This is a genomic window from Pseudoduganella sp. SL102 (assembly GCF_027856995.1).
Classification (GTDB): Bacteria; Pseudomonadota; Gammaproteobacteria; order Burkholderiales; family Burkholderiaceae_D; genus Rugamonas; species Rugamonas albidiflava.
Genome location: NZ_CP115554.1, coordinates 5,013,746 through 5,031,564, shown reverse-complemented (window position 1 = coordinate 5,031,564; position 17,819 = coordinate 5,013,746). Strand labels below are relative to the sequence as shown.

General features: G+C 63.9%; 16 protein-coding genes. 7 read left to right on the top strand and 9 right to left on the bottom strand.

Translation table 11 applies throughout. The features are described from left to right. Positions 1–2: 2 nt before the first annotated feature. From OU994_RS21215 to OU994_RS21205, 3 genes are read left to right on the top strand one after another with little or no spacing between them, the layout of a single operon-like run. Positions 3–800, top strand: a complete 798-nt coding sequence (locus OU994_RS21215; protein ID WP_281607539.1) for a flagellar biosynthetic protein FliR — start codon at positions 3–5, stop codon at positions 798–800. Then, complete coding sequence (locus OU994_RS21210; RefSeq protein ID WP_281607538.1) at positions 790–1,926, top strand: flagellar biosynthesis protein FlhB; 1,137 nt, start codon at positions 790–792, stop codon at positions 1,924–1,926. Before OU994_RS21215 ends, OU994_RS21210 begins: the two co-directional genes overlap by 11 nt. Beyond that, the gene (locus tag OU994_RS21205; protein WP_281607537.1) at positions 1,923–4,013 is read left to right on the top strand and encodes a flagellar biosynthesis protein FlhA; all 2,091 of its coding nucleotides are present in this window, start codon (positions 1,923–1,925) and stop codon (positions 4,011–4,013) included. The genes OU994_RS21210 and OU994_RS21205 overlap by 4 nt, the downstream gene beginning before the upstream one ends. A 42-nt stretch (positions 4,014–4,055) precedes the next feature. Here the strand turns inward: OU994_RS21205 and OU994_RS21200 are convergent, their stop codons facing one another. From OU994_RS21200 to OU994_RS21175, 6 genes are all read right to left on the bottom strand, one after another. Continuing rightward, positions 4,056–5,111, bottom strand: a complete 1,056-nt coding sequence (locus tag OU994_RS21200; RefSeq protein WP_281607536.1) for a hypothetical protein — start codon at positions 5,109–5,111, stop codon at positions 4,056–4,058. Between the two features lie 100 nt (positions 5,112–5,211). Next, on the bottom strand, positions 5,212–6,093 hold the full coding sequence (locus OU994_RS21195; RefSeq protein WP_281607535.1) for a flagellin: 882 nt from the start codon (positions 6,091–6,093) through the stop codon (positions 5,212–5,214). 256 nt (positions 6,094–6,349) lie between these two features. Next, positions 6,350–7,231, bottom strand: coding sequence for a flagellin (locus OU994_RS21190; protein ID WP_281607534.1), 882 nt, complete (start codon positions 7,229–7,231; stop codon positions 6,350–6,352). Positions 7,232–7,486: 255 nt separating this feature from the next. Further along, positions 7,487–8,368, bottom strand: coding sequence for a flagellin (locus tag OU994_RS21185; protein ID WP_281607533.1), 882 nt, complete (start codon positions 8,366–8,368; stop codon positions 7,487–7,489). Positions 8,369–8,633: 265 nt separating this feature from the next. Beyond that, the gene (locus OU994_RS21180; RefSeq protein WP_281607532.1) at positions 8,634–9,515 is read right to left on the bottom strand and encodes a flagellin; all 882 of its coding nucleotides are present in this window, start codon (positions 9,513–9,515) and stop codon (positions 8,634–8,636) included. 205 nt (positions 9,516–9,720) lie between these two features. Next, complete coding sequence (locus tag OU994_RS21175; protein ID WP_281611683.1) at positions 9,721–11,349, bottom strand: electron transfer flavoprotein-ubiquinone oxidoreductase; 1,629 nt, start codon at positions 11,347–11,349, stop codon at positions 9,721–9,723. Positions 11,350–11,682: 333 nt separating this feature from the next. Here OU994_RS21175 and OU994_RS21170 point away from each other — a divergent pair, with 333 nt between their 5' ends. Beyond that, entirely contained in the window at positions 11,683–12,459 is a 777-nt protein-coding gene (locus OU994_RS21170) for an SDR family oxidoreductase (protein WP_131145218.1), read from the top strand. A gap of 57 nt (positions 12,460–12,516) precedes the next feature. Here the strand turns inward: OU994_RS21170 and OU994_RS21165 are convergent, their stop codons facing one another. Next, positions 12,517–13,410: a LysR family transcriptional regulator gene (locus OU994_RS21165; protein WP_281607531.1), complete on the bottom strand. Its 894-nt coding sequence runs from the start codon at positions 13,408–13,410 to the stop codon at positions 12,517–12,519. A 134-nt stretch (positions 13,411–13,544) separates the two neighbouring features. Between OU994_RS21165 and OU994_RS21160 the strand changes: the two genes are divergently transcribed. Beyond that, positions 13,545–13,937, top strand: a complete 393-nt coding sequence (locus OU994_RS21160) for a RidA family protein (protein WP_281611682.1) — start codon at positions 13,545–13,547, stop codon at positions 13,935–13,937. Positions 13,938–14,012: 75 nt separating this feature from the next. Here the strand turns inward: OU994_RS21160 and OU994_RS21155 are convergent, their stop codons facing one another. Next, a complete protein-coding gene (locus OU994_RS21155) occupies positions 14,013–14,573 on the bottom strand; it encodes a PAS and helix-turn-helix domain-containing protein (RefSeq protein WP_131145220.1) in 561 nt (186 codons plus the stop codon). Between the two features lie 175 nt (positions 14,574–14,748). On the opposite strand from OU994_RS21155, the gene OU994_RS21150 reads away from it, so the two are divergent. Together OU994_RS21150 and OU994_RS21145 are read left to right on the top strand one after the other, a co-directional pair. Beyond that, complete coding sequence (locus OU994_RS21150) at positions 14,749–15,447, top strand: CoA transferase subunit A (protein WP_281607530.1); 699 nt, start codon at positions 14,749–14,751, stop codon at positions 15,445–15,447. Positions 15,448–15,457: 10 nt separating this feature from the next. Beyond that, positions 15,458–16,108: a 3-oxoacid CoA-transferase subunit B gene (locus tag OU994_RS21145; RefSeq protein WP_281607529.1), complete on the top strand. Its 651-nt coding sequence runs from the start codon at positions 15,458–15,460 to the stop codon at positions 16,106–16,108. 134 nt (positions 16,109–16,242) lie between these two features. On the opposite strand, the gene OU994_RS21140 is transcribed toward OU994_RS21145, so the two are convergent. Continuing rightward, the gene (locus OU994_RS21140; protein WP_281611681.1) at positions 16,243–17,565 is read right to left on the bottom strand and encodes a dicarboxylate/amino acid:cation symporter; all 1,323 of its coding nucleotides are present in this window, start codon (positions 17,563–17,565) and stop codon (positions 16,243–16,245) included. Positions 17,566–17,819: the final 254 nt, after the last annotated feature.

Here is a 17,819-nt window from a genome sequence, read left to right as displayed (position 1 = left end):
GGATGGAACAGGTCCTCGCCAACCTGCTGCCCCTGATGAACGCGCTGTGGTGGCCGTTCGTGCGGTCGATGGCGCTGCTGTCGGCCGCCCCGGTGCTGGGCGAGGCGATGGTGCCGGTGATGATCCGGGTGCTCGTCTCGGTGGCGCTCGCCGTGATGATGCTGCCGGTGACGGGCAAGGCGCAGGTCATCGAGGATCCGTTTACGCTGGCGATGGTGGTGGCCACCATCGAACAGGCCATCATCGGCTTCGTGCTGGGGCTGGCGTTCTATTTCGCCATGGCCGCGATCGGCGTGCTGGGCTTCGTGGTGTCGTCGCAGGTGGGTTTCTCGATGGCGGTGATGAACGACCCGCTGAACGGCTCGTCGTCGGACGTGATCTCGACGCTGCTGTCGATGCTGTCGATCATCGTGTTCTTCGCCATCGACGGCCACCTTGTCATCATCGGCGTGATCGGGGCCAGCTTCAAGGCCTGGCCGCCGGGTGCCGGCTATGGCCCGCTGCTGCTGCAGACCGTGGCCTGGAACGTGGCCTGGGTGTTCTCGGCGGCGATGCTGCTGGCCATCCCGGTGGTGTTCTCGACGGTGGTGGTGCAGATCGGTTTCGGCTTCCTGAACCGCGTGGCGCCGTCGCTGAACCTGTTCTCGCTGGGTTTTTCCGTGATCACGCTGTTCGGCCTGCTGATGCTGGGCCAGCTGGTGCGCTTCATTCCCGACCATTACACGCGCATGACGAGCCAGGTGCTGGCCATGATCCAGCAGCAGATGACGGCGGAGGAGGCCAGGCGCAATGGCCGATAGCGGCGACAAGACCGAGAAGGCGTCACAGCAGAAGCTGAAGAAGGCGCGCGAGGAAGGGCAGGTCACCCGCTCGAAGGACCTGGCGACGGCGATCGGCATCCTGGTCAGCCTGCGCCTGTTCGTGTACCTGCTGCCCGATTACCTGGAGCACTTCCGCACCATCTTCGCGGCCAGCTTCATCCGCATGGACGACGGCGGCGACGTGCTGATGAACGCGATGTCGGACGTGTTCTACGAATCGAGCATCCTGCTCGTCAAGATGGTGGCGCCGCTGTTCGTGGTGCCCCTGTTCATCGTGCTGTCGTCGATGCTGCCGGGCGGCTGGATGTTCAGCACGAAGAACCTGATGCCGAAGTTCTCCAAGATGAATCCCGTGTCGAACCTGGGCCGGCTGTTCGGCGGCAAGGCCATGTTCGAGCTGGGCGTGTCGATCGTCAAGGTCGGCATCCTGATCGCCGTGCTGGTGCACATGGCGCGCTCCACGCTGAACCAGTACACGCAGCTGCAGGCGTTGCCGATGCAGCGGGCGATGACCGAAGGCGCCGCGCTGATGCTCGATGGCGTGATGTCGATGGTGGTGATCTTCATCCTGTTCGCCGTGATCGACGTGCCGGCGCAGGCCTTCTTCTTCGCCAAGAACCAGCGCATGAGCAAGCAGGACCTGAAGGAAGAGCACAAGAGCAGCGAAGGGCGCCCAGAAGTGAAGGGGCGCATCCGCCAGCTGCAGCGGGCCATGTCGCAGCGCGCCGCGCGCAAGACGGTACCGACCGCCGACGTGGTGATCGTCAACCCGGAACACTATGCGGTCGCCCTGAAGTACGACGACAAGCGCGCCGAGGCGCCGTTCGTGGTGGCCAAGGGCGTCGACGAACTGGCGCAGTACATCCGCCTGATCGCCGAGGAGCACGATATCGAGGTGCTGCGCCTGGCCCCGCTGGCGCGCGCCATCTACAATACGGCCCAGGTCAACCAGCAGATTCCCGTGCCGCTGTACCAGGCGGTATCGCAGGTGCTGCACTACGTGTTCCAGATGAAGGCTTTCCGTACCGGCGGCCGCCAGGCCCGCCCCGACTTCCCCGACCAGATCGTGGTACCAACATCGATGAGTGAGGCTTCGCAGACATGAATTTCCTGAACTCCCTGGTGGCCGAACTGCGCCGCCACAAGTTCGCCACGCCGCTGTTCGTGATGTCCATCCTTGCGATGATCATCCTGCCGCTGCCGCCGATCCTGCTCGACGTGCTGTTCACCTTCAACATCGTGCTGTCGCTGATCGTGATCCTGGTCTCGGTGCAGGCCAAGCGCCCGCTGGACTTCTCGGTGTTCCCCACCGTGATCCTGCTGACCACGATGCTGCGGCTGACGCTGAACGTGGCGTCCACCCGCGTGGTGCTGCTGCATGGCCACGAGGGCACGCATGCCGCCGGCGCGGTGGTCGAAGCATTCGGCAACGTCGTCATCGGCGGCAATTTCGTGGTCGGCCTGGTGGTGTTCGTGATCCTGATGATCATCAACTTCGCCGTCGTCACGAAAGGCGCCGAGCGGATCTCGGAAGTGTCGGCGCGCTTCACCCTCGATGCGCTGCCCGGCAAGCAGATGGCCATCGACGCCGACCTGAACGCGGGCCTGATCAACCAGGACAAGGCCCAGCTGCGCCGCAAGGAAGTGGCGATGGAAGCGGACTTCTACGGCGCCATGGACGGCGCCTCGAAGTTCGTGCGCGGCGATGCGATCGCCTCGATCCTGATCCTCATCATCAACCTCGTCGGCGGCGTGGCGATCGGTTCGATCATGCAGGGCATGGGCTTCGGCGACGCGTTCCGCCAGTATGCGCTGCTGACGATCGGCGATGGTCTGGTGGCGCAGATCCCGGCCCTGCTGCTGTCGGCCGCGGCGGCGATCATCGTTACCCGCGTGTCGGACGCGGGCGACTTCGAGGAGGAAGTCAGCATCCAGCTGCTGGCCAATCCGAGCGTGCTGTACTCGGCCGCCGGCCTGATGGTCATCATGGGCGTCGTGCCCGGCATGCCATGGCTGCCGTTCCTGTCGTTCGCCGGTGCGCTGGCCTATGTGGGCTGGCGCATGCAGCAGCGCGCCGTGGCGCCGCCGGACACCCGGCAGCTGGAAGCCATCGAGGCGGTGCTGCGCGAGGAAAAGACCCCGGAACTGGAGTGGCAAAGCCTGCCGGTGGTGCATCCGCTGCAGGTCATGCTGGGCTATAAACTCGTCGGCCTGGTCGACAAGGCGCACGGCGAGGTGCTGACCAAGCGCGTGCGCGGTGTGCGGCAAAGCCTGTCGGAGGCGATGGGCCTGGTGCTGCCGCCGATCGGGGTGCGCGACGACCTGGGCCTGAAGCCGTCGCAGTATTCGGTGGTGCTGGGCGGCGCCGTGATCGCCCAGGCCGAGGTGTTCCCCGACCGGCTGATGGCGATTCCGTCGCCGAACCTGTATGGCCAGATCGATGGCATCCCCGGCGTGGAACCGGCCTACGGCATGCCCGTCGTCTGGATCGAGCCGGGCGACAAGGCGCAGGCGCTGGGGCTGGGCTACCAGGTGGTGGAAGCGCCCAGCGCGATCGCCACGCACCTGTCGAAACTGGTCCGCGAATACCTGCCCGAGCTGTTCCGGCACGACGACGTGGCCGCCGTGCTCGAACGCCTCACGGCGCTGGCGCCGAAGCTGGGCTCCGCGCTGGACAAGGCGATGACGCACACGCAGCTGCTGCGCGTGTTCCGCGTGCTGCTGGCCGAGAACGTGTCGCTGAAGGATATCGTGCCGATCGCCACCACCTTGCTGGACAGTGCGGAAACCACGAAAGATCCGATCCTGCTGGCGGCCGAGGTGCGCTGCGCGCTGCGGCGCCAGATCGTCGCCGCGCTGTTCGGCCAGCGCAAGGAATTGCTGGCCTTTAACCTGGGCGGCGAACTGGAGAACATGCTGCTGGGTTCGCTGAACCAGGCGCGCCAGTCCGGCAAGGTGGTGCTCGACAATTATCCGATCGACCCGCACCTGCTGGGCCAGCTCCAGGTGAACATGCCGGTCGCGCGCGAGCAGATGAAGCAGCAGGGCACGCCGCCGCTGCTGCTGGTGCTGCCGCAGATCCGGCCATTGCTGGCCCGCTACGCCCGGCTGTTTGCCCCCGGCCTGCACGTGCTGTCCTACAACGAAATCCCGGAAAACCGCGAGGTGTCGATCATCGGCACCGTCGGGTGATGGCTCCTTCGACAAGGCGTGCCGGGACAGGAAGTGCCGTGGTCAGCGTGGTGCGCCGGCGCCTGAAGCGGCGATGAACTGATCGTCCGAGCGCTGCGGTTGCGACAGCAGCACCGCCACTTCGGCCATGGCCCGGAACACCGGCGCCGTCAGCGCGGCCAGCTGGTGGCGTTCCGGCTGCGCCAGGCCGGGCGGGGGCAGCGCCCGCATCAGCCGCACGCGCAGGATGCGCACGCCGCACCGGCTGGCGATGTTGCCGATCTCCGGCAACTGGGCGCGCATGTGCTGCATCGCGCCTGCCTGGGCCGCGCCGATCTCCAGCACGACGCCACCGCCTTCCGCCGGTTCCATCTGCAACACGACCTTGCCCAGCTCGGGCAGGTGCACTTCCAGCCGGAGCGCGATGCGGCGGTGCCGCTGCGCCTGCCCGTCTTCTTCATCCGGATCGCGGGTCACGACGCGCAGGACGAGTTTCTCGGCGCCCCAGGCATACACGGCGAAGCGCCAGGCATCGAGTTCCGAGACCAGCTGCCGCGGCATGCCACCATCGCGCAGCACCTGCGGCACCCCGTCCGACTGGAACAGGCCGGCCGGTACGTTGCGGCCCCGCGACTGTGCGGCCAGCGCGGCACGCTGCTGGCCATAGGTCTGGATCATCGCCATCCACGAGGCGGCCAGGGCCGACGGGTCCGGCGCATGCCAGACCATCTGGCGCGACATGAACAACTGGTTGGGCTGCATCGACGCGGCCTCGGCAAGCACCGCCTGGGCCGCCAGCGTGCGCGCCAGCGCCGCCGGAACCGTAGACCCTTTGCCTTCCATTGCTTCGAGCAGGGCGCCGACGGCACCCGGCAAGTCCACGTCGAACCCGCCCGGCGCGGACCCGGCTGGCGCATGGGCCGGCTCGTCGTGGACGGCGTGGGGATTGGCGAACGGCGGCGCGGAAGGCGTTTGCGTGGATGGGTGCGCAGGTGAGGGGGAAGATGCGGGCGCGGATGCGGGCCGCGGCGCCGGCATCGGCTGGCCCGGTCGTTCGCGGGCATTCCGGTCTGGAATCGTCAGCGCCGCGCCGGCGGGGATTACTCGGTCGATGGCCATTGCAGCAGCTTATCATGGGTGGATAAAAAAAAAGCCAACCGTGTCCGGTTGGCCCTGTGCGGCGCCGCCCCCTTGGCCGGGGCCGGCGCAGTCTTCGTGATTACTGCAGCAGGGACATGACCAGCGAGGACTGGCTGTTCGACTGCTTCAGCATGGCGGTACCGGCTTGCAGCAGCATCTGGTTCGACGTCATCGAAGCCGATTCGGTGGCGAAGTCGACGTCCATGATCCGGCCAGCGGCGGCCTTGGTGTTGGTCGAGATGTTCGACAGGTTGCTGTTCACGTGGTCCAGGCGGTTCGACACGGCACCGATCTTCGAGCGCAGGGCGGAAACGGAGTCGATCGCGGTGGCCAGCTTCGAGATGGTGGCGTTGGCCGAGGCGGTCAGCTCGGTGCCCACGCCGCCAGGCGGGACGTTGTCGGCGCTGAAGCGGGCGGAGACGCTGGCGATACCCGAGGTGCCATCCGTGGCGGCACCCAGTTCGGTGATGAAGTCGGCGTCCAGCTTTTCGGCGGAATCGGCACCGATCTGGAACGAGATCGCTGCATTGAGCTTGCCGCCGGTGGTCTTGAACAGTTCCGTACCGCCGAACTTGGTGTTGCCGAAGATGTTCGTCAGCTCATCGGCCAGCGAGTCGTATTCACCCTGCATCGCGGTCTTGTCGGCGGCGGTCGAGGAACCGTCGGCGGCCTGGGTTGCCAGGTCCTTCATGCGGTTCAGGATGTTGGTCGTCTGGTCCAGCGCGCCGTCGGCGGTCTGCAGCATGGAAATCGAATTCTGCGTGTTGCGCATGGCGACTTGCATGCCGCTGGTTTGCGTCTTCAGGCGGGTAGCGATCTGCAGGCCGGCAGCGTCGTCCATGGCAGAGTTGATGCGGTAGCCGGTCGACAGGCGGGTCATCGACGTCGACAGCGTCGACTGGGTACGGGACAGCGAGTTCTGTGCGGACAGGGCGGCGTTGTTGGTGTGAAGGCTCAGCATGATGATTACTCCGTGCGGTGTGTTGTCTGGGGCAGTTTCCTGCGTACTCATGAATACAAGACGACCGTTTTGCCCCGCACATTAAATTCCACATGGAAATTTTTTGAGATTTTTTTCGCGGCAATGGAAAACGACGGGATGCGAACCTGCGAGGCGGCAAATCAAGGGAGGCACAATGCAAAAAAGCCAACCGGACCGGTTGGCTTTTTTGCATGCACTGGCCGACCTTGATGGCCGGCCAGCGTGTCACGGACGATTATTGCAGCAGGGACATGACCAGCGACGATTGGCTGTTCGACTGCTTCAGCATGGCGGTACCGGCTTGCAGCAGCATCTGGTTCGACGTCATCGAAGCCGATTCGGTGGCGAAGTCGACGTCCATGATGCGGCCAGCGGCGGCCTTGGTGTTGGTCGAGATGTTCGACAGGTTGCTGTTCACGTGGTCCAGGCGGTTCGACACGGCACCGATCTTCGAGCGCAGGGCGGAAACGGAGTCGATCGCGGTGGCCAGCTTCGAGATGGTGGCGTTGGCCGTGGCGGTCAGTTCGGTGCCCACGCCGCCAGGCACGGCGTTGTCGGCGCTGAAGCGGGCGGAGACGCTGGCGATACCCGAGGTGCCATCCGTGGCGGTACCCAGTTCGGTGATGAAGTCGGCGTCCAGCTTCTCGGCGGAATCGGCACCGATCTGGAACGAGATCGCTGCATTGAGCTTGCCGCCGGTGGTCTTGAACAGTTCCGTACCGCCGAACTTGGTGTTGCTGAAGATGTTCGTCAGTTCGTCGGCCAGCGAGTCGTATTCACCCTGCATCGCGGTCTTGTCGGCGGCGGTCGAGGAACCGTCGGCGGCCTGGGTTGCCAGGTCCTTCATGCGGTTCAGGATGTTGGTCGTCTGGTCCAGTGCACCGTCGGCGGTCTGCAGCATGGAGATCGAATTTTGCGTGTTGCGCATGGCGACTTGCATGCCGCTGGTTTGCGTCTTCAGGCGGGTAGCGATCTGCAGGCCGGCAGCGTCGTCCATGGCAGAGTTGATGCGGTAGCCGGTCGACAGGCGGGTCATCGACGTCGACAGCGTCGACTGGGTACGGGACAGCGAGTTCTGTGCGGACAGGGCGGCGTTGTTGGTGTGAAGGCTCAGCATGATGATTACTCCGTGCGGTGTGTTGTCTGGGGCAGTTTCCTGCGTACTCATGAATACAAGACGACCGTTTTGCCCCGCACATTAAATTCCACATGGAAATTTTTAAGATTTTTTTCGCGGCAATGGAAAACGACGGGATGCGAACCTGCGAGGCGGCAAATCAAGGGAGGCACAATGCAAAAAAGCCAACCGGACCGGTTGGCTTTTTTGCATGCACTGGCCGACCTTGATGGCCGGCCAGCGTGTCACGGGCGATTATTGCAGCAGGGACATGACCAGCGACGATTGGCTGTTCGACTGCTTCAGCATGGCGGTGCCGGCTTGCAGCAGCATCTGGTTCGACGTCATCGAAGCCGATTCGGTGGCGAAGTCGACGTCCATGATGCGGCCAGCGGCGGCCTTGGTGTTGGTCGAGATGTTCGACAGGTTGCTGTTCACGTGGTCCAGGCGGTTCGACACGGCACCGATCTTCGAGCGCAGGGCGGAAACGGAGTCGATCGCGGTGGCCAGCTTCGAGATGGTGGCGTTGGCCGTGGCGGTCAGTTCGGTGCCCACGCCGCCAGGCACGGCGTTGTCGGCGCTGAAGCGGGCGGAGACGCTGGCGATACCCGAGGTGCCATCCGTGGCGGTACCCAGTTCGGTGATGAAGTCGGCGTCCAGCTTCTCGGCGGAATCGGCACCGATCTGGAACGAGATCGCTGCATTGAGCTTGCCGCCGGTGGTCTTGAACAGTTCCGTACCGCCGAACTTGGTGTTGCCGAAGATGTTCGTCAGCTCATCGGCCAGCGAGTCGTATTCACCCTGCATCGCGGTCTTGTCGGCGGCGGTCGAGGAACCGTCGGCGGCCTGGGTTGCCAGGTCCTTCATGCGGTTCAGGATGTTGGTCGTCTGGTCCAGTGCACCGTCGGCGGTCTGCAGCATGGAGATCGAATTCTGCGTGTTGCGCATGGCGACTTGCATGCCGCTGGTTTGCGTCTTCAGGCGGGTAGCGATCTGCAGGCCGGCAGCGTCGTCCATGGCAGAGTTGATGCGGTAGCCGGTCGACAGGCGGGTCATCGACGTCGACAGCGTCGACTGGGTACGGGACAGCGAGTTCTGTGCGGACAGGGCGGCGTTGTTGGTGTGAAGGCTCAGCATGATGATTACTCCGTGCGGTGTGTTGTCTGGGGCAGGTTTCCTGCGTACTCATGAATACAAGACGACCGGTTTGCCCTGTACATTAAATTCCGTATGGAAATTCTTGAGACTTTTTTAGTGCGGCCCGCCATGGCAGTGCGCGAGCGCCTCGCAGGCTGCGCCGGACAATGCCGGAAATGCAAAAGCCAACCGTTTCCGGTTGGCTTTTGCTGCCTGGTCCGCCATTCGGTGGCGGACCAGCAGAGGTGAGACTGACTGCGGTGAATTACTGCAGCAGGGACATGACCAGCGACGACTGGCTGTTCGACTGCTTCAGCATCGCGGTGCCGGCTTGCAGCAGCATCTGGTTCGACGTCATCGAAGCCGATTCGGTGGCGAAGTCGACGTCCATGATGCGGCCGGCGGCGGCCTTGGTGTTGGTCGAGATGTTCGACAGGTTGGTGTTCACGTGGTCCAGGCGGTTCGACACGGCACCGATCTTCGAGCGCAGGGCGGAAACGGAGTCGATCGCGGTGGCCAGCTTGGCGATCGTGGCGTTGGCTGCGCCGGTCAGTTCCGCGCCAGCGGAGCCAGGCACGGCGTTGTCAGCGCTGAAACGGGCGGAGACGCTGGTAATACCCGTGGTGCCGTCCGTCGCGGTGGCCAGCTCAGCGGTGAAGTCGGCGTCCAGCTTCTCGGCGGAATCGGCACCGATCTGGAACGAGATCGCTGCATTGAGCTTGCCGCCGGTGGTCTTGAACAGTTCCGTGCCGCCGAACTTGGTGTTGCTGAAGATGTTCGTCAGCTCATCGGCCAGCGAGTCATACTCACCCTGCATCGCGGTCTTGTCGGCGGTGGTCGACGAAGCATCGGCGGCCTGGGTTGCCAGGTCCTTCATGCGGTTCAGGATGTTGGTCGTCTGGTCCAGCGCGCCGTCGGCGGTCTGCAGCATGGAGATCGAGTTCTGCGTGTTGCGCATGGCGACTTGCATGCCGCTGGTCTGCGTCTTCAGGCGGGTGGCGATCTGCAGGCCGGCAGCGTCGTCCATTGCCGAGTTGATGCGGTAGCCGGTCGACAGGCGCGTCATCGACGTCGACAGGGTCGACTGGGTACGGGACAGCGAATTTTGTGCGGACAGCGCAGCGTTGTTGGTGTGAAGGCTCAGCATTTCAGTAACTCCGGTTGGGTTGGTTTGTCAGAGCACTTCTCTGCGCTCTCATGAGTACAAGACGACCGTTCCCGCCCCGGCATTAAGTGCCGTATGGAAATAAACTGAAATTCTTTTCGCGATGTGAAAACGCCAACGCCGGGGATCGCCCGGCGTCGTGATCACAAAGATAATGAAATGCGCCGGGCGTTATTGCCCTGCGCATTTACATGTTCGGGTAGTTCGGCCCGCCGCCGCCTTCCGGCGTGACCCACACGATGTTCTGCGTGGGATCCTTGATGTCGCAGGTCTTGCAGTGCACGCAGTTCTGCGCGTTGATCTGCAGGCGGTCGGTGCCCTCGTCGGTCTTCACGTACTCGTACACGCCGGCAGGGCAGTAGCGCTGTTCCGGGCCGGCATACTTGGCCAGGTTCACGTCGACCGGCACCGACGGGTTCTTCAGCGTCAGGTGGATCGGCTGGTCTTCGGCGTGGTTGGTGTTCGAGATGAACACGGACGACAGCTTGTCGAACGTCAGCTTGCCGTCCGGCTTCGGATACACGATCGGCCGGTAGTTTGCCGCCGGCTTCAGGCAGGCGTGGTCCGGTTCGCTGTGGCGCAGCGTCCAGGGCGCCTTGCCGCGGAACACGATCTGGTCGATGCCGGTCATGATGGTACCGAACACCAGCCCCTTGTTCAGGTATTGCTTGACGTTGCGCGCCACATGCAATTCCTCGTGCAGCCATGACTGCTCGAACGCGGCCGGGTAGGCCGACAGCTCGTCGTGCTGGCGGTTTGCCGCCAGCGCGTCGACCAGTGCCTCCGCGGCCAGCATGCCGGACTTGATCGCCGCATGGCTGCCCTTGATGCGGCTCATGTTCAGGAAGCCGGCATCGCAACCGAGCAGGCAGCCTCCCGGGAATACCAGCTTCGGCAGCGACTGCAGGCCGCCGGACGTGATGGCACGCGCACCATACGATATGCGCTTGCCGCCTTCGAAGTAGCCGCGGATCGCCGGGTGCGTTTTATAACGCTGGAATTCCTCGTACGGCGAGATGTACGGATTGGTATAGTTCAGGCCGACCACGTAGCCGACCACGACCTGGTTGTTCTCCGCGTGGTACAGGAACGAGCCGCCATACACGTCGTGCGCCAGCGGCCAGCCGGACGTGTGGATGACGAGGCCCGGCTGGTGTTTCGCCGGATCGATTTCCCACAGCTCCTTGATGCCGATGCCGTAGGCCTGCGGATCCTTGCCCTTGTTCAGGTCGTACTTGGCCATCAGCGTCTTGCCCAGGTGGCCGCGCGAGCCTTCGGCGAACAGCGTGTACTTGCCATGCAGTTCCATGCCGAGCTGGAAATCGGGGCCGGGTTCGCCGTCGCGCTTGACGCCCATGTTGCCGGTGGCGACACCCTTGACGGAACCGTCTTCGTTGTACAGCACTTCGGCGGCAGGGAAGCCGGGGAAGATTTCCACGCCCAGCCTTTCGGCCTGCTGGCCCAGCCAGCGCACCACGTTGCCGAGCGAGATCACGTAGTTGCCGTGGTTTTCCAGGCATTTCGGGATCATGAAATTCGGCGTCTTGTAGGCTTTTGTTTCGGTCAGGAACAGCACCCGGTCCTCGGTCACGGGGGTGTTCAGCGGTGCGCCCTTGTCCTTCCAGTCGGGAATCAGCTCGGTCAGCGCGCGCGGATCCATCACGGCGCCGGACAGGATATGCGCGCCCAGTTCGCCGCCTTTTTCCAGCACGACCACCGAGATTTCCTGGCCCTTCTCCTGGCCCAGCTGCTTGATGCGGATCGCCGCGGACAGGCCGGCCGGGCCGCCGCCAACGATCACCACGTCGTATTCCATTGCTTCGCGCGGGCCGTACTGTTCAACGAGATTCGTCATAGGTTTTATAAGGTATATGAAAAACGGGAAAAATTAGCACGAGTGTGCTCTTTTTCCACCGTAAATGCAACGGCATTGTAGTAGATGTTCCCGTCTAATTTGGCTAATTGTGTAAGATATGGAACACAAGCGGGAACACAAGCGGGAACACAAGCGGGAACACAAGCGGAGCATTAGCGGGAGCACAAACGGAGCACCAGCCGGAACGAAGCCGCGACCCGTGCGGCTACCGGCGTGGCACAGGGCTGCGATGACCAAGCCGCATCGCGGGCGTATCAAAACAAGGAGCAAGCCGTGGGTATCGAAGTCAATTTTGAAGGCAAGATCGCGCTCGTGACGGGAGCGTCCAGCGGCCTGGGGGCACGCTTCGCGAAGGTGCTGGCCAATGCCGGCGCGCAGGTGGTGCTGGCCTCGCGGCGGGTCGAGCGCCTGAAGGAATTGCGTGCCGAGATCGAGGCCGATGGCGGCGCGGCCCACGTGGTGGCGCTGGACGTGACGGATTACGCCAGCATCAAGTCGGCCATCGCCCATGCGGAAACGGAAGCCGGGCCGATCGACATCCTCGTCAACAATTCCGGTGTGTCGACCACCCAGCGGCTGGTCGACGTCACGCCGGAAGACTACAACTTCGTGATGGACACCAACCTGCGCGGCGCCTTCTTCGTGGCGCAGGAAGCGGCCAAGCGGATGATCGCGCGCGCCAAGGGCGACCCGAAGAAACAGCACCGCATCATCAACATCGCCTCGGTGGCCGGCCAGCGCGTGCTGCCGCAGATCGGCGTGTATTGCATGAGCAAGGCCGGCGTGATCCACATGACCAAGGCGATGGCGGTGGAGTGGGGCCGCCACGGCATCAACACCAACGCCATCTGCCCCGGCTACATCTCCACCGAGATCAACGAGGATTATTTCGCCAGCGAGCAGGGGCGGCGACTGATCGAAATGCTGCCCCGCAAGCGGCCGGGCAAGCCGGAAGACCTCGATGGCCTGCTGTTGCTGCTGGCCGGCGAGGACGCCCACTTCATCAACGGCGCGGTGATTTCCGCCGACGACGGGATGACCGCGCAGTAAAGGGCGCCATACCCTGATGCCGCCTGGACAACCCCACCCCAGGTGCAAAATCCGGGGTCAGACCCCGGCCATCAATTCCACGACCCAGTCGATGAACACGCGCACCTTCCTGCCCAGGTGCCGGTTCGGCGGCCAGGCGATCCACAGCGGCATCGGATCGATGTGCCAGTCCGGGAACAGCGGCAGCAAGGTGCCGGCCGCCAGGTGCGGCCGCGCCATGTAATCCGGTAGCCACAGGATGCCCAGGCCGGCCAGCCCAGCGGCGAGATAGGCGTTGCCGTCATCGGTGCGCAGCACGTAGCGGCCGTGCACGCTGGCGCTTTCGCCGCCGCGCCGCATCGCATACGGCAGCCCGTTGCCGGACCAGCGGAAGGCCACGATACGGTGCGGGTCCTCGCCCAGCTCCGCGGGATGCGCCGGCGTGCCGGCACGCGCCAGATACGCGGGCGCCGCATACACACCCAGCCTCAGGTCGGCCACGCGCCGCGCCGCCAGCGAGCCATCGGCCAGTTCACCGCCGCGGATCACGCAATCGACGTTCTCGCCGAGGATGTCCACCTTGCGGTCGCTGGCGCCCAGGTCGAGCACGATGTCCGGGTAGCGTGCATGAAAGCCGGGCAGGGCCGGCACCACCACCAGCGCCGCCAGCGGGCTGGGCATGTCGACGCGCAGCTGGCCGCTGGGTGCGGTCGCGGCGCCGGGCAGGCCGGTTTCCAGATCGTCCAGCTCGGCAAGGATGCCGACTGCCCGCTCATAGAATGCCGCGCCGTCCGGCGTGGTGTTGACGCGCCGGGTGGTGCGGTTCAGCAGGCGCACGCGCAGCCGCGCTTCCAGTTGCTGCACCAGTTGCGTGACCGTCGCGCGGCTCATGTGCAGGGTTTCCGCGGCGCGCGTGAAGCTGCCTGCCTCGACGACGCGCACGAAGGCCTTCATTGCATCGAAACGGTCCATGGTCCTCCCTGTATTGTTTGGATTATACAAACAGTGATGGACGCACTGCGCTGTTTATCGGCACCGCGCGCGCCGCTACAGTGGCGCCTTGTCCCGATCCGGGATGCTCAAAGGAGATGACGATGACGAGTACGATGACCAAGCGCGACGTGGTGTTCCCGGCCGGCCGCCAGGCCCTGTATGAGAAGAACCGCTATTCGCCGGCCGTGCGGTCGGGTGGCTTCCTGTTCGTGTCCGGCCAGGTCGGCAGCCGGGAAGACGGCTCGCCGGAGCCCGAACTCGATGCGCAGGTGCGGCGCGCCTTCGCCAACCTGAACGCGGTGCTGGCCGCCGCCGGCTGCTCGTTCGACGACGTGGCGGACGTGACCCTGTTCATCGTCGATCCGCAAGAGCGTTTCGAGCGGATATGGGACGTGGCGCGCGAGTTCTGGGGGCAGGCGCCGTATCCGACGGTGACGGCGGTCGGCGTCACGTGGCTGTACGGCTTCGACTTCGAGATCAAGGTGATTGCACGCTTGCCGGACTGACGCGCGGCAGCGCAGGAGGAAGACGCGTCAGCGCAGGAATATGGAGACGCGTCAGCGCAGGAATGTGGAGACGCGTCAACGCGTCATGCCCACCAGTTTATGCACCAGCTCCGACGAGGTGGCGGCGCCGAACTTGCGCATCAGTTTCGCGCGGTGCATTTCCACGGTGCGCGGCGACAGGTCGGTTTCGCGCGCGATCATCTTGCTGGTCTTGCCTTCGACGAGGAAGGCGGCGATCTCCCGTTCGCGCGGCGTCAGCTCGGCCGATACCGGGCGCTTCTCGGAAACATCTTCGAAGGTCCACACGCCGGCGCCGAGCGGGTCGGCGCAGTTCAGCGCGCGGCCCGTCACGTGGCACCAGAACAGCTCGCCGTTGGCGCGCCGCATGATGCGTTCATCCGAATAGCGCCCGCGCGCATTCATGATCGGGATGATGCGGTGCCCGGTGCGCAGGAATTCATCCATCGTGGGATACAGCACGCAGAACGACTGGCCGTCCAGCGTGCCGTGCGGGTAGCCGAACATCTGGGTCAGCGCGTCGTTGCTGGACTGGATCACGCGGTTGACGGAGATGCACATGCCCACCGGCGCGAACCGGAAGATGGTTTCATAATCGATCTCGTAGGGTGCATTCATCGCGCTGTCTCGACTGGCTTTCTCGGCTTGCTATCCGGATGATTTTCTTGTGTGAAGCCGCTAACGATACGGCCGTATTTCTACTGTATTGTACTTTCCATACGGGTAACCTATTCTGTAACGCCACGTAGGCGGACCCATTCCGCCTAGCTTAACAAAAATGGAAGGGGGCACAATGAATAAAGTATATCCGGACGCGCCGTCCGCCCTGGCCGGCGTCGTGCAGGATGGGCAGACCATCGCCGTCGGCGGCTTCGGCCTGTGCGGCATTCCCGAAGCGCTGATCCTCGCCTTGCGCGATTCCGGCGTCAAGGGGCTGACGGCCATCTCGAACAATGCCGGCGTCGACGGCTTCGGTCTTGGCCAGCTGCTCGAAACGCGCCAGATCAAGAAGATGATCGCTTCCTATGTGGGTGAGAACAAGGAGTTCGCGCGCCAGTACCTGGCCGGCGAACTGGAACTGGAATTCACGCCGCAGGGCACGCTGGCCGAAAAGCTGCGCGCCGGCGGCGCCGGCATTCCGGCCTTCTTCACCAGGACCGGTGTCGGCACGATCGTCGCCGAGGGCAAGGAAATCCGCGAATTCGACGGCGAACAGTACGTGATGGAACGCAGCCTGGTGGCGGACGTGGCGCTGGTCAAGGCTTGGAAGGCCGACAAGGCGGGCAACCTCGTGTTCCGCAAGACGGCCCGCAACTTCAACCCGAACGTGGCGGCTTCCGGCAAGGTCACCATCGTCGAAGTGGAAGAGCTGGTGGAAGTGGGCGAGATCGATCCGGACGCCGTGCATACGCCCGGCATCTTCGTGCACCGCATCGTGCACAACCCGAATCCGGAAAAACGCATCGAACAGCGCACCGTGCGCGCCGCCTGAGGAGAAGAACATGGCATGGACTCGTGATCAAATGGCCGCGCGCGCGGCGAAGGAGCTGCAGGACGGCTTCTATGTCAACCTGGGCATCGGCCTGCCCACCCTGGTGGCGAACTACGTACCTTCCGATATCGAAGTGTTCCTGCAATCGGAGAACGGCCTGCTCGGCATCGGCCCGTTCCCGCTTGATGCTGAAGTCGACGCGGACCTGATCAACGCCGGCAAGCAGACCGTGACGGCCTTGCCCGGCTCGGCGTACTTCAGCTCGGCCGATTCGTTCGGCATGATCCGCGGCGGCAAGATCAACCTGGCCATCCTGGGCGCCATGCAGGTGTCGGAGAAGGGCGACCTGGCCAACTGGATGATCCCCGGGAAGATGGTGAAGGGCATGGGCGGCGCGATGGACCTGGTGGCCGGCGTGAAGAAGGTGGTGGTGCTGATGGAGCACGTGGCCACCGCGAAGGATGGCACCACGTCGCACAAGCTGCTGAAACAGTGCGACCTGCCGCTGACCGGCGTGGGCGTGGTCGACGTCGTCATCACCGACCTGGGCGTGATGGAAGTCACGGACACCGGCCTGAAGGTGATCGAACTGGCGCCGGAGGTGACGAAGGAGCAGATCGCCGCCGCCACCGGCGTGGAGCTGGACTTCTCCTCCTTGTAAACGCCGCGCCGCAAACGAAAAAGGCACGCCGCGGCGTGCCTTTTTCATGTTACCGCCTCGTGGTGCCGATGAAGCGGGGCTGAAAGCAGGCGGCCACCCGAGGGTGGCCGCCATGCTGGTTCACACCGCGTTCATCAGGCCGACTTCGCCACCGGCATGTCCTCGCCGTGCTTGGTCTCTTCCAGCGGCTCGTGCGGGGTGGACGGGTTGGCCAGTTCGCGCTTCAGGGTATCCATGTTCAGCTCGCCTTCCCATTTCGCCACCACCAGGGCAGCGACACCGTTGCCGACGAAGTTCGTCAGGGCGCGGGCTTCGCTCATGAAGCGGTCGATGCCCAGGATCAGCGCCATGCCGGCCACCGGGATGGTCGGTACCACCGCCAAGGTCGCGGCCAGCGTGATGAAGCCGGCACCGGTGATGCCCGATGCGCCTTTCGAGGTCAGCATCGCCACACCGAGGATGGTCAGTTCCTGCATCAGCGTCAGCTCGGTGTTGGTGGCCTGGGCCACGAACAGGGCCGCCATCGTCATGTAGATGTTGGTGCCGTCCAGGTTGAACGAGTAGCCGGTCGGGACCACCAGGCCGACGACGGGCTTCGAGGCGCCCAGCTTTTCCAGCTTCTTCATCAGCGACGGCAGCGCGCTTTCCGACGAGCTGGTGCCCAGCACGATCAGCAGCTCTTCCTTGATGTAGGCGATGAAGCGGCCGATCGAGAAGCCGGTGAACTTGGCGATGGCGCCCAGCACGATGAACACGAACAGGAAGCAGGTCAGGTAGAACGAACCCATCAGCTTGGCCAGCGGCACCAGCGAATCGAGGCCGTACTTGCCGATGGTGAACGCCATGGCGCCGAAGGCACCGATCGGGGCGACCTTCATGATGATGTTGACCATGCCGAAGACCACGGCGCCGGCTTCGTCGATGATGTGCAGCAGCGGCTTGCCGCGTTCGCCCAGCAGCGACAGCGCGAAACCGAACAGCACCGAGATCAGCAGCACCTGCAGGATGTCACCCTTGGCGAACGCGTCGACGACGGTGTTCGGGATGATGTGCAGCAGGAAGTCCGTGGTGGTCTGGTGCGACGCCTTTTCGGTGTACTGCGCGATGGCCTTGGTGTCCAGCGTGGCCGGATCGGCATTGAAGCCGTCGCCAGGGCGGACGATGTTGGCGACGAACAGGCCGATCACGAGGGCAAAGGTGGAGACGACCTCGAAGTAGAGCAGCGCCTTGCCGCCGACGCGACCGATTTTCTTGACGTCCTGCATGCCGGCGATGCCGGACACGATAGTGCAGAAGATCACCGGCGCGATGATCATCTTGATCAGCTTGATGAAGCCATCGCCCAGCGGCTTCATCGCCACGGCGTCGGTCGGCAGGTAGATGCCGAGCAGCACGCCGATGAAGATGGCGAACAGCACCTGGACGTACAGGATTTTATAGAACGGTTTTTTCATGATTGGAGTCTCCATTGGCTTCCCAGTGCTCCCATCATGGCAAACCATCTCAGATATCACCATTGTGATTATCCGCATTGTGGATTCCCCTATCAGGGGTAACCACAATGCGGTTACTACGTACTTGCAGATTGCAACTTACTACTTACTACTTGCCGCTTGCCGCTTGCCGCTTGCCGCTTGCCGCTTGTCAATCGTTGCTTGCCAATCGTTGCTTGCCACTTGCCACTTGCTGCTTCCTGCTCAGCCCCGGCAGT